We start from the raw sequence: 15,484 nt of genomic DNA, 5'->3' as shown, positions 1-15,484 counted from the left end.
TAGAAATTCAATTTTAATGAATTTTCAGGATCAATTTAAAGCCTGCATTATTGGTGGAGCAATTGGCGATGCTTGGGGAAGCAGTTATGAAAATGAAATTTTAGTTAACGATTCTGAAATTTATTATTGGGGTAAAAAGCCTTCAAAGCTGAGAAAATGGCAAATAACAGATGATACTCAACTTACACTTGCAACGTGTGAAACTTTAGCCAAAGGTAAATTTCATCCTGAAGCTTTACTTAACACATTTGTTGATTATTATAAAAATAATAAATTAACTGGTGTCGGAGCGTCTACACTTAAAGCTATTTTAGATAAAGAATCTGGCTATCACTGGAGCCAATGTGGGCGTACAGGTGAATTTGCCGCAGGAAACGGAGGAGCAATGAGAATTGCTCCTTTTGCCTTTTTTGAAAATATTACCAGAGAAGACATTTTTAACGCATGTAAAATTACTCATAAAAATGATGAAGCTTTTGCGGGTGCTCTGGCTGTCTATTTATCTTTAAAAGCTATTTTGAATTTTAACTGGATTGGAAATAATAGCCTTTTCGATTTAATTATTCCTGAACTTCCTGACACCAATGTGAGAGATCGGTTAATTAAAATTAATGAACTCGGACCAAATGTTCAAATTTCCGAAATAGCAAAACTAGGAAATAACGGGTATGTTGTAAATTCTATTCCTTTTGCAATTTTCTGTTCAACTAAAGTTCTTGATTTGGGGCTAGAGGAAATGTTTCAACAAATTATTAATTCAGGTGGGGACACAGATACAAATGCTTCAATAGCTGGACAAATTGCTGGAGCTTTAATAGGATACAAAAACATACCTCAAGAATTGATTACAAAACTTAAGAATTTGAAAGAGTATAGCTGGATTGAAAAGATTATTGATGAAACAAATTCATGATAAGCAAACATCTCTTAGTCATTGCTTTTCTCAGCAAAACAAGAAATATTTCCCAGTTTAATACTAGAGTAACCATTACTTTTTATCTTTGAAGATTTTACCATGGCCTTAGCTAAAATATCTGTAGACAAAGGTTTCTGACTTTCCAGTAAACCTAGTTTATTGGCAAATTTTATAATTCTGCTTCCTAAAACCTCTCCGGTTCTATCCGAATTCTTTCTTTCCAGCATTCCGGGTTTGAAAATAGTGATTTTATTAAAATGAAGTTGTTTTACGGCTTCTTCTAGCTCACCTTTCATTTTAGAATAAAAGATCTTTGATTTCGGATTGGCGCCATAAGCCGAAACCAAAATATAATCTTCCACATTATTTTCTTTGGCAGCTTTCGCAAATTCATATTGGTAATCGTAATCTACTTTTCGCTGTGCCTCTTTGCTTCCGGCAGCTTTTAAAGTTGTTCCGAGACAGGAAAATGCAACATCTCCTTTTACCAGATCTTTCCATTCTTCAGGCTTTTCAAAATTCACGAGATGGACGTTGAGCTTATTATTTTGAATATCAATGGGTTTTCTTACAAAAACATCCACTTCTTCAAAATCCTGATCATTGAGTAGCTGATTAACCAGATCTTTTCCTGTAGCACCTGTAGCGCCGATTACCAAAGCTTTCATAAAATAATGTTGTTTGTAGTCATGATGTTTCTTTCTTAAATTTACTAAATTTGAAATAAAGTTTTACAAAAAATTACCATTGCCCACAAAATATGGATGCCAACGAAATTTTAGACTATTGTCTTGCCAAAAAAGGAGTTACAGAAAGTTTTCCTTTTGATAATGAAACTCTTGTGATGAAGGTAGGAACAAAAATGTTTTTATTGATGGCTTTAGAAAAGCAGCCTTTAAGTATCAATGTAAAAACGGATCCGGAGTGGAGCGCCGAACTTCGTGAGCAATATCCACAAATTACCGGAGCATTCCATATGAATAAAACCCATTGGAACTCCGTGATGGTAGATGGGCTGAAAAGAGATTTGATTTTTAAAATGATTGATCAGTCGTATGATCTGGTATTTAAATCTTTAACAAAAAAAGCCAAAGAAGAGATTTTAAATGGCTAAAACTGAAACTCTTCCGTCAATCTTTTATCCTCATCCAGTCTTTCAATCAATTTTTCCAGACCTTCGAATTTTATTTCATCGTGAAGAAAATCTCTGAATTTTACAGTAATTTTTTCATCATAAATATCCCCTTCAAAATCAAGAATGTAAACTTCAACGGTCAGTTTTTCCCCATTAACGGTAGGATTGGTTCCCACACTTAGCATCCCTTTATATTGCTGACCTTTTACAAAAACTTCAACAATATAAGCACCTTTTTTCGGTAGAAGTTTAATGGATTCCGTTTCGATATTGGCAGTGGGATAACCTATGGTTCTTCCGATTTTTTTCCCATGAACAATACTTCCGGAAACAGAGTAGGAGTACCCCAACATTTCATTAGCCTCTTTAATGTTTCCTGCTAAAAGTGCATTTCGTACCTTGGTAGAACTGATATTATTTTCGTGAATATTAATTGCTTCCATTTGTTCTACTTCAAAATCAAGTTCTTTTGAAAGTTTTTGGAGCAATTCAAAGTTTCCGCTTTTGTTTTTCCCAAAAGAATGATCGTAGCCGATTATTAGATATTTTACATTTAGTTTATCGATCAAGACCTGTCGAACAAATTCTTCACCCGTTAAGTTTCTGAATTCTTCATCGAATTCTTTTAAGAAAAGATTATCAATCCCGTATTTATTCATGAGTGATTTCTTTTCTTCCAGAGTATTCAGAAGCTTTAAATCTTCATTAGGATTAAAAACAAATCTCGGATGTGGCCAAAAAGTAAGGATTGCGGTTTCAAGATTGTTCTCAGAACCTATTTTTATTAACTCATCAATAATACTTTTGTGTCCAAGATGTACACCGTCAAACATACCTAAAGACAGTGCCAAAGGTTTTTGGGAAGTATAATCTGTGAAATTCTTGAAAACTTTCAAAACAGGAAAAATTTTGACTGCAAATATAAAGCCTTTAAAATTATCTGGTATTATATCGTAAGAGTTATTTTAAAGATATAACTTTTATGATATCTATTATATAAGTTTTATATTTATGATATCTTAGTAATTTATACTATTTGTAAGAATTTACAAAAAATTAAATAGAAGAATCCTAATTTTAGATTCTCCGAAAAGCATGATAAAAATCTCTTTTTTACCAATTGTAGGTTTATGAAGAATCATTATATTTGCACCAAGAAAAAATTTAGCAATGGCAAACCAAATTAAAGGTAAAATTTCTCAAATTATTGGTCCGGTAATCGACGTTGTCTTCAGTGATGTGGAAGCAGTTCCAGCGATCTATGACGCGTTAGAAATTACAAAAGAAAACGGTGAAAAAGTAGTTTTAGAGGTAGAACAACATATTGGCGAAGATACGGTAAGATGTATCGCAATGGACGCTACTGACGGTCTTAAAAGAGGGCAGGATGTAATCGGATACGGAAATCCTATTACAATGCCAATCGGAGAGGCTGTAAACGGAAGACTATTCAACGTTGTTGGTGATGCTATCGACGGGCTTCAAGAGATTTCTAAGGATGGTGGTCTTCCTATTCACAGACCAGCTCCAAAATTTGATCAACTTTCAACTTCTGCAGAAGTTTTATTTACTGGTATTAAAGTAATCGACCTAGTTGAGCCTTACGCAAAAGGAGGTAAAATTGGTTTGTTCGGTGGTGCCGGTGTAGGTAAAACAGTATTGATCCAGGAGTTGATTAACAATATTGCAAAAGGACACGGAGGTCTTTCAGTATTCGCCGGAGTAGGTGAAAGAACGAGAGAAGGAAATGACCTTTTGAGAGAGATGCTAGAATCTGGAATCATCAAATATGGTGAAGACTTCATGCACTCTATGGAAAACGGAGGTTGGGATCTTTCTAAAGTAGATTTAGAAGCGATGAAAGATTCAAAAGCTGCATTCGTTTTCGGACAGATGAATGAGCCACCTGGTGCAAGAGCAAGAGTAGCACTTTCTGGTCTTACATTAGCTGAATACTACAGAGACGGTGGAGAAAGCGGACAAGGTAGAGATGTACTTTTCTTCGTAGATAATATCTTCCGTTTTACACAGGCTGGTTCTGAGGTATCTGCACTTCTTGGCCGTATGCCATCTGCGGTAGGTTACCAACCGACACTTGCTTCTGAAATGGGTGCGATGCAGGAAAGAATTACTTCAACTAAAAACGGTTCAATTACTTCAGTACAGGCGGTTTACGTACCTGCGGATGACTTAACTGACCCGGCTCCTGCAACTACGTTTGCCCACTTGGATGCAACTACGGTACTTGACAGAAAGATTGCTTCATTAGGTATTTATCCTGCGGTAGATCCATTGGCTTCTACTTCAAGAATCTTGGCTCCTGAAGTTATCGGTCACGATCACTATAACTGTGCTCAGAGAGTAAAAGAAATTCTTCAAAGATACAAAGCGCTTCAGGATATCATCGCGATCCTTGGTATGGAAGAACTTTCCGAAGAAGATAAAGCAGTGGTTTACCGTGCAAGAAAAGTTCAGAGATTCTTATCTCAACCTTTCCACGTAGCTGAACAATTTACAGGTATTCCAGGATCGTTGGTAGATATCAAAGATACGATCAAAGGATTCAACATGATTATGGATGGTGAATTAGATCACTTACCGGAAGCTGCTTTCAACTTGAAAGGAACGATCGAGGAAGCTATCGAAGCTGGACAAAAAATGTTGGCTGAAAACGCTTAATAAATTTTAAATGTTAAATTTTAGATTTTAGATTGAATTTCAATAATTTATAATTTAAAATCTATAATCTATAATTTCATAAAAATGAATATAAAAATTTTAACACCAGAATACGTAGTTTTTGAAGGAGAAGTAAACTCAGTATTGTTGCCTGGAAAAAATGGTGAGTTTCACATCATGAAAAACCACGCAGGAATTGTTTCTTCTTTAATTGGTGGTAAAGTGAAATTATATGCAAACTCAATTGATGAAGCATATGCCAAAAACTTTACTAAAGAAAACGATAAAGATTCTGTTTTTTCTTACCCAATCAAAAGCGGTGTTGTAGAATTTAATCATGATAAAGGAATTATCCTTTGTGAATAATTAAATGAAAAGCTAAATATATTTTCAAGAAAGTGTAACTTTGGTTACACTTTTTTTATGTCATGTAAAAAACTGATTTTATGAGGAAAAGTTTAATCATTTTATTTACAATACTGGGATTTTTTTTAAAAGCTCAGGAAATTAAAACTAAGAGAGGAATTATCAGTATTGATGGAATTCATGTAGCTAAAGTTTCAAGCAAATCTAATGAATATACTTTTCTGGATCTGAAAGAAACTCCCATTTATACGATAGAATTTGTAGATAAAAGTGTTGTTGATTCTGTAAGAGATAGTTATATAAAATTAAACAGGGTTTATAACCGTGATAAAACGCTGGAACTTGATTATATTTCACCGTCAGCATTTTCGGGTGAAGAAAAATCAGCAGTCTATACCTCAATTAAAGGACTGAAACTTATTGATAATAAGGGAATTAATATTAAAAATCTTGATGAGCTTTTCAGCAATGCTCCTAAACGAAAGCTGGATACAAAGACTAAAGATGCTTATACCACAAGAAGTAAAATTGATAAACTGAATATTACGGTAAATAGTGTTGGTGAAATTTTAAGTAATGGAAAGCCAGTTGGTTACTTTACAAATTTGCCTGTAAGCTTCGGATCAGAAGATACAGTTTCTGAAAAAACTTTTGTTGATATTGAAATCTATGATGCCAATAGCAAATATATCGGAAAATATATTACAACTACGAAACAAATTAAAACTGCCGGCGGAAAAATTTTTACACTTTACAGGCAAATGTCTGGCAGAGCATCCATTTTAAAATTTCCGACTTATAAGGCAATTGCTGAGCGGATGGCCATTTTAGATCCGAACTTTATTAAAAATCAAGACAAAATAATAGTTGGTGAAGTTAAAAAAGATGGTGTTGAAAAATAAATTACTATTGTTTAAGAATAAAAAATCCTGAAATCATTTTTCAGGATTTTATTTTAGTAATTCTATATTAAAATTTAGAAAATTATAAGCTCAGAATTATACCATTTTCTTTCAGTTGCTGTATCGGCTTTGAAAACCAGAACAATTCAAAATCTTCAAAATTTTCTTCAAAATTTGTCTTAAGTTGTTGAAGTGTAGTGGTTTTGGATTGTCCTATAAAGTTTTCTTCAAGAATTCTTATCAGCCATTCTGCCTGTTCCTGATCCAGATCAACGGTTAAGATATTCGTTTTTAAGTGGAATGTAAGTTGCGTGTACGGGTAAATATATTTCTTTTTTGTTTTTACGCGATTCTCAGCGATTACGTTTTTAGTCAGAAAAACAACTTTTAAGTTTCTTTTAAATTTAAAATCATTATTTTCAAGCAAGCAGTCATGAATATAATCGGGGTGAACAGTTGTTCTCGGAATTTTAAAATCAAACCATTCCTGGAGAGGAAGCTCAAAATTAATTCCATGCATATAATTGAACAAAGATTTTTTCAGACCGAAACTGAATTTCCCATGATCGATTCCGGTTTTGTCTGTGAAATCAATATCGTTGTTGGCAAACAAAATTTTCTGTTTGATTGGAGTTACTCCAAATTCTTCCGGGTTCAATCCGACAGGTGAGTGAGCAGTCATAGCGAATTGATGCCAAAATCCACTTTGCAAAATTCCCATTTCAAATAACTGACGGACCATCTCTAAAGAGTCAACTGTTTCCTGAATGGTCTGAGTCGGGTAGCCATACATCAGATAAGCGTGAATCATAATTCCTGATTCAGTGAAATTTCTAGTAACCTGGGCAACCTGTTCTACAGATATTCCTTTATCAATTAATTTTAATAATCTGTCACTCGCAACTTCAAGTCCTCCCGAAACAGCAACACAGCCGGAAAGTTTTAGTAAAAAACATAAATCGCGGGTAAAGCTTTTTTCAAAACGGATATTGGTCCACCAAGTCACTACCAGATTTCTTCTTAAAATTTCTAAAGCAACTTCACGCATCAAAGCAGGTGGAGCAGCTTCATCCACAAAATGGAATCCGGTTTCACCAGTCGTTTGGATTAACTCTTCCATTCTGTCAACTAAAATTTTTGCAGAAATAGGTTCGTAAATTTTTATATAATCCAAAGAAATATCACAGAAAGTACATTTTCCCCAATAGCAACCGTGCGCCATTGTTAATTTGTTCCATCTTCCGTCGCTCCATAAACTGTGCATCGGATTGGCAATTTCTATAACAGAAATATATTTATCCAGCTGTAAATCATTATAATCGGGAGTTCCTATTTCTGATTGTTTGTAATCGTGTCTTTTTGAATTGTTTTTATAAGTAACTTCTTGGTTTTCAACTAAAAAAGTTCTTTTATATTGAGGCTCTTCACTTTGACCGGGATGACAAATGTTTTTGTAAAGGAGTTCAAGAGGGACTTCACCGTCATCTAAAGTGATATAATCAAAAAATTCAAAAACCCGTTTGTCTTTTACTTCCCGCAGTTCGGTGTTGGGAAAACCTCCACCCATTGCAATTTTTATATGTGGGTAATTTTCTTTAATGAATTTGGCACAACGAAAACCGGCATAGAGATTTCCAGGAAACGGTACTGAAAAACAAACCAATTTTGGTTTAGTTAATTCTAATTTTTCCTGAAGGATTTTTAACGTAAAGTCATCAATAAATGTTTGACTGTCTGACAGTTTTGAATATAACTCATCAAAAGAATTGGCACTTTTTCCTAATCTTTCGGCGTACCTGCTGAAACCAAAGTCCGCATCAATATTTTCAACAATATAATCGGAAATATCTTCTAAATATAAGGTAGCCAAATGTTTAGCTTTATCCTGAAGACCCATATTTCCAAAAGCAAATTCCATATCATCAAGCTGATTGAATCTTGAAGCTTCGGGAAGAAAGTTCATGGAACAAATCTGTCTTGCTAATGTTGGAGTCTTACCTTGTAAAAAAGAAATAACCTGGTCGATAGTTTTTAAGTATTCATTTCTTAGGGCAAAAATTCTTTGCGAATTTTCTGAAACAGTTTCAATATCAATTTCTTTGTCAAAAATTTTCTGAATTCCGTCTTTTGAAAATAACTTCAAAATAACTTCAATCCCCAAATCAATCTGATAGCTTGAAATATTTTTGGTGTTTAAAAAACCTTTAATATAAGCGGTCGCAGGATAAGGAGTATTAAGCTGGGTAAAAGGCGGAGTGATGAGAAGCAGATCTTTCAAGAGAAAATTTTTACAAATTTATTTTAAATAATTGAATTTTTAAGGATAACTTATTTTGAATAATATTCTTTTATTTTTCGGTTTTAATTGATTTTTTATTTTCTGTAATTACGTTCAAAATAACTCCAATCAGGATTAAAACGATTCCTAGAAAAAGATTAAAAGTAAAATTTTCATGAAATAGTAAAACGCTAATTAGTACTGCAACCACAGGCTCCAAAGCTCCTAAAATTGCAGCCGGAGTAGATCCGATATCTTTAATTGCATAGACAAGACACAAACTTGAAATGACCGTAGTAAGGAAAGCAAAAATTAAAAAATTGAAAAAAGTATTGGCTGACGGAATGATAAAAGATTCATTGCCAAGAATTGCTTTTGCCATAAAAAATCCGGAAGTAAACAGCATAGAATAAAATGAAAGCTTAAACCCTGAAGCCTGTACCTTCGACTTATTTACGATGACAATATACAAAGCATAGAATACTGAACTCAGCATTACAATTCCCAGTCCGAGATAATTGATTTCCATACTGTTTCCTTTTAAACAGAGTATAATCACCCCGGCAAAAGCCAGGAATAATGAGAGTATGGAAAGTTTCGTTAATTTCTCTTTATAAGAGAAAAACATGATGAGTGCAACAATAACCGGATAGATAAACAGAACGGTTGATGCAATTCCGGGAGTAAGATAATCGTATCCTAAAAATAAAAATTCTGAGGAAAGCGCATAACAAATTCCTAGAACAGCAAATACCAATAATTCTTTTTTACTGATCAGAAAGCTTTCTTTGGAATACAATAAATAACCTCCGATCATCAATACTGAAAACAGAAATCTATAAAATAAAGTAACGTCTAAGGAAAAATGAGCATGCTTGATGGGGAGAATAAAAATAGGAAGCAATCCGTAAGAAATTGCAGATATAATTCCCAAAACATAACCTCTCAGCTTCATTAATTATTTATTGTATAAATTCAGTTTTATAGAATATTATTTATAAAAAACCACTGAGGAAATTTCAGTGGTTTTTTTAATTTTTACTATTAAATCGGTTTGAAACTTAAACCTTTTTCTTCTAATAATTTTTGTTCCTGCTCTTTATAGTAGCCACTTATTAACTTATCGTGAATCGCTTCAAAAGCTGCAAGAGTTTCATTGATTTCTGCATCGGTATGAGATGCCGTTGGGATTAATCTTAATAGAATCATTCCTTTAGGTATTACAGGATAAACCACTACAGATGTGAAGATTCCGTATTTTTCTCTCAAGTCTTTTACCAATAGAGTAGCCTCTACCGGAGTTCCCTGCATCATTACAGGAGTCACACAAGTATTGGTATCTCCAATGTTGAACCCTCTTTCTCTAAGCCCGTTTTGTAATTTGTTTACATTTTCCCAAAGCTTAGCTTTGATCTCAGGTCTTGTTCTCAAAAGTTCTAATCTTTTTAAACCTCCGATTACCATGGGCATTGTTAAAGATTTTGCAAAAATCTGAGATCTTAAATTGAATTTCAGATATCTGATGATTTCTTTATCTCCTGCAAGGAAAGCTCCGAAACCAGCCATAGACTTAGCAAAAGTTGAGAAGTAAACATCAATCTGATCCTGACAACCTTGCTCTTCTCCAGCTCCGGCTCCTGTTTTACCCAGAGTTCCGAAACCATGCGCATCATCTACTAAAAGTCTGAATTGATATTTTGATTTTAGTTCACAGATTTCTTTAAGTTTACCTTGTTGTCCTCGCATCCCGAAAACCCCTTCCGTGATAACAAGAATTCCTCCTCCAGTTTCCTGAGCTACTTTTGTTGCTCTCTGAAGGTTTTTCTCTAAACTTTCAATATTGTTGTGCTTATAAGTAAATCTTTTACCAGCGTGAAGTCTTACTCCATCTACGATACAAGCGTGAGAATCGACATCATAAACAATTACATCATTTCTTCCTACCAAAGCATCAATGGTAGAAACCATTCCCTGATAACCGAAGTTTAATAGATAAGCAGATTCTTTCTGAACAAAATCAGCCAGCTCTCTTTCTAATTGTAAGTGTTGTTCAGTTTCTCCGGACATTGCTCTTGCTCCCATAGGATAGAACATTCCGAATTCTGCGGCCGCTTTTGCATCAGCTTCTAAAACTTCCGGATGATTACACATTCCTAAGTAATCATTTGCACTCCAGAAAATTACTTCTCTTCCTTGGAACTGCATTCTAGGACCGATAGGACCTTCTAATCTAGGGAAAATGAAATAACCTTCTCCGTAGTCTGCAAATTGTCCAAGAGGTCCTGGATTTTCTTTTATTCTTTCAAAAATATCCAACATTTTATTAGTAATTTTTAAGTAAAAAAGCCTTTTGTGATCTACAAAAAAGGCTTTATTTGTATAATAAATTTATTTCTTTTTATTTGATGAATTCCGTTTTGAAAACTTCATCGTAATTATGAACACAGTTGTTTACAAATCCCTGTTCTGCCATCCATTTGTCACTATACACTTTGGTAATGTATCTAGACCCATGATCAGGATATATTAAAACAATGATATCGTTTTCAGAAAACTCATGAGATTGTGCGTATTGCATTAATGCCTGAGTAACTGCTCCTGTAGTATAACCTCCCATAATCGCTTCTTTTAAAGCTATTTCACGGGTTCTGTAAGCAGACATTTCATCGTTTACTCTTACAAATTCATCTATTTTATCAAAAAGCAGGGCAGAAGGAATTAAATTTTTTCCCATTCCTTCGATCTGATAAGGGTGAACATCTTCTTTATGAATCTCACCTGTCTCATGATAGCTTTTGAGAATAGAACCGTCGGCATCAACACCGATCACCTTGATATCAGGATTTTTCTCTTTCAAGAATTTTGCTGATCCCGATAAAGTTCCACCAGTTCCAGTGCAGGCAAAAAGGTGAGTGATCTTACCTCCTGTCTGCTCCCAAATTTCAGGTCCGGTAGTTTGGTAATGGGCATCAATATTTAGCTCATTAAAATATTGATTGATGTAAACTGAATTTGGTGTTTCTGAAGCGATTCTTTTAGCAACTTCATAATAAGATCTTGGATCATCTGCTGGAACATTGGCAGGACATATATAAACTGTAGCTCCAAGTGCTTTCAGATAAGCTATTTTTTCCGGCTTTGTCTTATCACTTACAGCAAGTATACATTTATATCCTTTAATGATGCAGACCATTGCAATAGAAAAACCTGTATTTCCGGAAGTAGTTTCTACAACTACAGAATCTTCTTTTAATAAGCCTTTTTTCTCAGCGTTTTCTATAATGTGAAGTGCAATTCTATCTTTAGTGGAATGTCCAGGATTATATGATTCTAACTTGGCATAAACGGTTGCAGGAATATCTTTTGTAACAGTATTAAGCTTCACCATAGGAGTGTTTCCTATTAGGCCAAGGATATTATCGTAAACATTACTCATTATTTGTTATTTTCAATAAAAATCTGACGGCAAAAATACAAAAAAATAAATAATTTTTAAACTTTTGTTGGGTTTCAAACTATTGATTAAATAAAAAAATATTTTTATTTTGTAATTTTTACTATAGAGACTTGGCAAATACTACGCCAAAATTTTTAAATTTTGTTAAAATCCCCATAGAATGATCTAAAAAACGCTATTTTCGCATAATTGATTTTATACTATGAAAAACTGGACTTTTAGGCAATGGAACACCCTTCTCGGATGGGTGATTTTTGTCATTGCATTTTTCACTTACCTTTCGACCATAGAGCCCAATTTTAGTTTTTGGGATTGTGGGGAGTATATTTCTTCGGCAGTAAAGCTGGAAGTAACACACGCACCGGGAGCAGCATTGTTCCAGATCGTGGGTGCTGTGGCAGCTATTTTTGCTTTTGGAAATGGTGAAAATTATTCAATTGTTATTAATGGAATGTCTGCATTATTCAGTGCATTTACAATTTTGTTTTTGTTCTGGACGATCACTCATTTGGTAAGAAGACTTCTGAACAAAGATTTTGAGGAAGTAACTAAACACCAGGAAATTTCTATACTTTTTGCAGGAGCTGTAGGTGCTTTATGCTTTACTTTTTCAGATACATTCTGGTTTTCTGCTGTAGAAGGTGAAGTATATTCTATGGCTTCTATGTTTATTGCTTTACTGGTTTGGTTGATTACTAAATGGGAGAATGAATATAAAGATGCTGCCAGTGAAAGATGGATTATTCTTATTTTCTTCATCCTTGGTCTTTCTGTAGGAGTGCATATGATGTGTATGCTGGCAATTCCGGCAGTTTGTTTAGTGTATTATGCAAGAAACTATAAGTTTACCTGGAAGAATTTTATCTGGGCTAACTTAATTACTTTGGGAATTTTAATTATCGTTTTCAAAATTATTTTCCCATTGATCATGACGATGTTCGGAAGACTTGAGATCTTCTTTGTAAACGGATTAGGACTTCCTTTCCACTCAGGAACTATCGTTGCATTTATCTTAATGGTTGCCATTTGTTATTTCCTGATCAAATATGCGAGAAAATCAAAAAGAAATGTATTTCAAACCATCGCATTGTCTGTAGTATATATGATTATAGGATTTTCCTGCTGGATGGTAATCCCGATCAGAGCCAATGCAAATCCGCCAATGAACCTTAATGATCCAGATACAGCAATCGGTATGTTGGATTATTATAACAGGGAACAATATGGTGACTGGCCAACAATTTATGGACAGAACTATACTGCATTTTTAGATGCGAAAGGAATTGAAAAAAATGAGGACGGAAGCTTTAAAACTGTAAAAACAGGTGATATCTACGAAAAAGATGAAAAAACCGGAACATACAGAAAAACAGGAGACAGATTCAATTATGTCTTTAACAAGTCACATGTAAGCTTAATGCCGAGAATGTTTAGTGAAGACAAGCAGGTAATGGCTAACTATATTTCTATGTATGGAGCGCCTGATTTTACGTTCAACTATGACAACGCAGATATTGCTGATGATCCTCAGGCAAAACAGATTTTTGAAGAATTAAGAGCAAAATATGAAGACGGAACGATCACCGCATCAGATTATCTTAAAGTAAAGCCTTATGATTTGATTAATGTTCAGAAGCCTTCATTGGCTCAGAATATGGATTACTTTATTACTTTCCAAAACGGATATTATTTTGTAAGATATTTATTCTGGAATTTTGTAGGAAGACAGAATGACTTAGAAGGAAGCACTGAAAATACAAGAGGAAACTGGATCTCCGGAATCTCTTTTATTGATGATGCAATGTGGGGAAATCAGGAAGCAATGCCTGCAAAATATAAAAATGAAAGTACCGTTAAGTTCTTCTTCTTACCTTTAATTCTAGGGTTGATTGGGTTCTTTTTCCAATTAAACAGGGATTTCGGAAGATTCTATGCGATGCTTTCTATCTTTATCTTAATGAGTGTAGGGATTATTTTCTACACGGGAGTGAAACCTTTTGAGCCAAGGGAAAGAGATTATGCGATGGTAGGCTCATTCTATGTTTTTGCCATATGGATTGGTCTGGGAGCCGGAGCTATTCTTTGGCTGTTACAGTCTAAAGTAAAATCTAACGCGGCAAATATTGTTGCAGGTGTAGTATTATTAGGAGTTCCTTTTATGATGGGCTTCCAGAATTATAATGTACACAACAGACACAACAGGTATACTTCTTACGATTATGGATATTCAATTTTAAAGTCTTTACCTAAAAATGATATTTTATTCGTGTACGGAGACAATGATACCTATCCGGTTTGGGCGATTCAGGAGACGGAAAGATTCCGTGATGATGTGAAAGTGGTTAACTTTACTTTAGCATCCACTCCTTGGAATTTGGATCAGGTAAAAAGAAGAACGTACAATGCAGCAGGAATTCCGGGTATCCTTACTCATGATGATTACAGAGACGGTGTGAATGATCAGATCTATCTGATGAAGAAAGAAGATTGGGAAGGTGTTTTCTCAATGTTAAAACAGCAGGGAGCTCCGGAAACAGAATTCCAGTCATTCAGAAAGTACCTTATACAGGATTCTATAACATTGAAAGAAGCTCTTAACTTCATTAAAATGAAATCACCTGAAAAAGATGAATTGTTGAAAATGTACTTTGGAGAAGAGAAATATGAGAAATATAATATCCTTCCGGTAACCAAATTTATTTTGCCTGTCAATAAGGAAAATGCGGTAAAAGCAGGAATCATCAACGCATCAGATCTTCCAAATGTAGCGAATCAGATTATGATTGATTATAAAGCAAATACATTGTATAAGAGTAACCTGATAATGCTTGACGTTCTTGCGAACTTTGACTGGAAAAGACCGATAAGCTTCTCTTCAGGAGGAATCTATGACAGTGAGAATATTTTTTATCTTGATGAATATTTACAGTTTGACGGATTTAGCTATAGATTAATTCCGATTCATACACCTCCAACTGCAGATGGAGACTTAGGAAGAGTAGACGGAAATTCACTTTATAACGTAGTTAAAAATTACAGATGGGGTAATTTCAAAGATCTGAATACTCATTTTGATGAAACGGCTACTTCAAATATTATTGGTTACAGAAGCTCTGCAGGTAGAGCAGCTGCAGCATTGGCTTTAAGCGGTCAAAAAGCAAAAGCTCTGGAACTGCTGGATCTCGCTGCAAAAGAAATTCCTGCAGAAAAATACAATGACCCTCGTTCATTAAGCTCTATAGTATACGGATATGTTGTTGCAGGGCAGGAGCAAAAAGCATTGAAGCTGGCAGATGTGCTTAAAAAAGGAATCTTTGAAGAATACGAATATTACCTGAAGCTAAGTCCTCATGACCAGAAACTGATAGGCAGGGAAATGCGAAGCAAGCCTATGGAGTATGCACTGGTAGTTTCAGCGGTTACTGACGGATATAGAAAAACAGGACAAAAAGATAAAGCTTATAATTATCTGGTAAAATCAATAGAACCTATTGACAGCAGATTCAACAGATTTGTAGAAAACCTTAAAGAAATGGGTAAAGAAAAAGCAATGAGAGAATCTGAAAAAGTACAAAAGATAACACCGTTCTATCAGTATTTATTCGATGTAATGGAACCCTATGATTCCACTTATTCTAAAGAAAAAGAAGAACAGATTACCAATGCGATTATAAAAGCAACCCAATAATATTATTAAAACGGAACTTTGGTTCCGTTTTTTTATTTGTTGATATTCAGAAATTTTAAAATT

Annotated in this window: 12 protein-coding genes; 6 read left to right on the top strand and 6 right to left on the bottom strand. The window is 34.3% G+C overall.

The window, feature by feature from the left end:
- Positions 1-16 precede the first annotated feature (16 nt).
- On the top strand, positions 17-913 hold the full coding sequence (locus CLV73_RS04840) for an ADP-ribosylglycohydrolase family protein (RefSeq protein ID WP_100375730.1): 897 nt from the start codon (positions 17-19) through the stop codon (positions 911-913).
- A 14-nt stretch (positions 914-927) separates the two neighbouring features.
- On the opposite strand, the gene CLV73_RS04835 is transcribed toward CLV73_RS04840, so the two are convergent.
- Positions 928-1,584 carry an NAD(P)H-binding protein gene (locus CLV73_RS04835; protein WP_100375729.1) on the bottom strand — a complete coding sequence of 219 codons (657 nt, stop codon included), beginning with the start codon at positions 1,582-1,584 and terminating at the stop codon, positions 928-930.
- A gap of 92 nt (positions 1,585-1,676) precedes the next feature.
- Here CLV73_RS04835 and CLV73_RS04830 point away from each other — a divergent pair, with 92 nt between their 5' ends.
- Positions 1,677-2,030 (top strand): MmcQ/YjbR family DNA-binding protein, encoded by a 354-nt coding sequence (locus CLV73_RS04830; RefSeq protein WP_100375728.1) that lies wholly within the window; start codon positions 1,677-1,679, stop codon positions 2,028-2,030.
- Here the strand turns inward: CLV73_RS04830 and CLV73_RS04825 are convergent.
- Positions 2,027-2,947 (bottom strand): bifunctional riboflavin kinase/FAD synthetase, encoded by a 921-nt coding sequence (locus tag CLV73_RS04825; RefSeq protein ID WP_100375727.1) that lies wholly within the window; start codon positions 2,945-2,947, stop codon positions 2,027-2,029. The genes CLV73_RS04830 and CLV73_RS04825 overlap by 4 nt on opposite strands.
- 274 nt (positions 2,948-3,221) lie before the next feature.
- Here CLV73_RS04825 and atpD point away from each other — a divergent pair, with 274 nt between their 5' ends.
- The 3 genes from atpD to CLV73_RS04810 all read left to right on the top strand — a co-directional run bounded on the left by atpD (position 3,222) and on the right by CLV73_RS04810 (position 5,998).
- Positions 3,222-4,730 carry a F0F1 ATP synthase subunit beta gene (gene atpD / locus CLV73_RS04820; protein WP_100375726.1) on the top strand — a complete coding sequence of 503 codons (1,509 nt, stop codon included), beginning with the start codon at positions 3,222-3,224 and terminating at the stop codon, positions 4,728-4,730.
- A gap of 84 nt (positions 4,731-4,814) precedes the next feature.
- Positions 4,815-5,096 (top strand): FoF1 ATP synthase subunit delta/epsilon, encoded by a 282-nt coding sequence (locus tag CLV73_RS04815; protein WP_039372283.1) that lies wholly within the window; start codon positions 4,815-4,817, stop codon positions 5,094-5,096.
- 80 nt (positions 5,097-5,176) lie between these two features.
- The gene (locus CLV73_RS04810) at positions 5,177-5,998 is read left to right on the top strand and encodes a hypothetical protein (RefSeq protein WP_100375725.1); all 822 of its coding nucleotides are present in this window, start codon (positions 5,177-5,179) and stop codon (positions 5,996-5,998) included.
- An 82-nt stretch (positions 5,999-6,080) separates the two neighbouring features.
- Here CLV73_RS04810 and CLV73_RS04805 read toward each other — a convergent pair whose 3' ends face one another.
- The 4 genes from CLV73_RS04805 to CLV73_RS04790 all read right to left on the bottom strand — a co-directional run bounded on the left by CLV73_RS04805 (position 6,081) and on the right by CLV73_RS04790 (position 11,712).
- Positions 6,081-8,276 (bottom strand): B12-binding domain-containing radical SAM protein, encoded by a 2,196-nt coding sequence (locus CLV73_RS04805; protein WP_100375724.1) that lies wholly within the window; start codon positions 8,274-8,276, stop codon positions 6,081-6,083.
- 70 nt (positions 8,277-8,346) lie between these two features.
- The gene (locus CLV73_RS04800; protein ID WP_100375723.1) at positions 8,347-9,231 is read right to left on the bottom strand and encodes a DMT family transporter; all 885 of its coding nucleotides are present in this window, start codon (positions 9,229-9,231) and stop codon (positions 8,347-8,349) included.
- 89 nt (positions 9,232-9,320) lie between these two features.
- Positions 9,321-10,592 (bottom strand): aminotransferase class I/II-fold pyridoxal phosphate-dependent enzyme, encoded by a 1,272-nt coding sequence (locus CLV73_RS04795; protein WP_185116770.1) that lies wholly within the window; start codon positions 10,590-10,592, stop codon positions 9,321-9,323.
- Between the two features lie 82 nt (positions 10,593-10,674).
- Positions 10,675-11,712: a PLP-dependent cysteine synthase family protein gene (locus CLV73_RS04790; protein ID WP_100375721.1), complete on the bottom strand. Its 1,038-nt coding sequence runs from the start codon at positions 11,710-11,712 to the stop codon at positions 10,675-10,677.
- A 223-nt stretch (positions 11,713-11,935) separates the two neighbouring features.
- Here CLV73_RS04790 and CLV73_RS04785 point away from each other — a divergent pair, with 223 nt between their 5' ends.
- On the top strand, positions 11,936-15,421 hold the full coding sequence (locus CLV73_RS04785; protein ID WP_100375720.1) for a glycosyltransferase family 117 protein: 3,486 nt from the start codon (positions 11,936-11,938) through the stop codon (positions 15,419-15,421).
- The last annotated feature ends 63 nt before the right edge of the window (positions 15,422-15,484 follow it).

Source organism: Chryseobacterium geocarposphaerae (genome assembly GCF_002797535.1).
Taxonomy (GTDB): domain Bacteria; phylum Bacteroidota; class Bacteroidia; order Flavobacteriales; family Weeksellaceae; genus Chryseobacterium; species Chryseobacterium geocarposphaerae.
The sequence above is the reverse complement of the archived record's forward strand: the minus strand, read 5'-3'. Positions and strand labels throughout refer to the sequence as shown.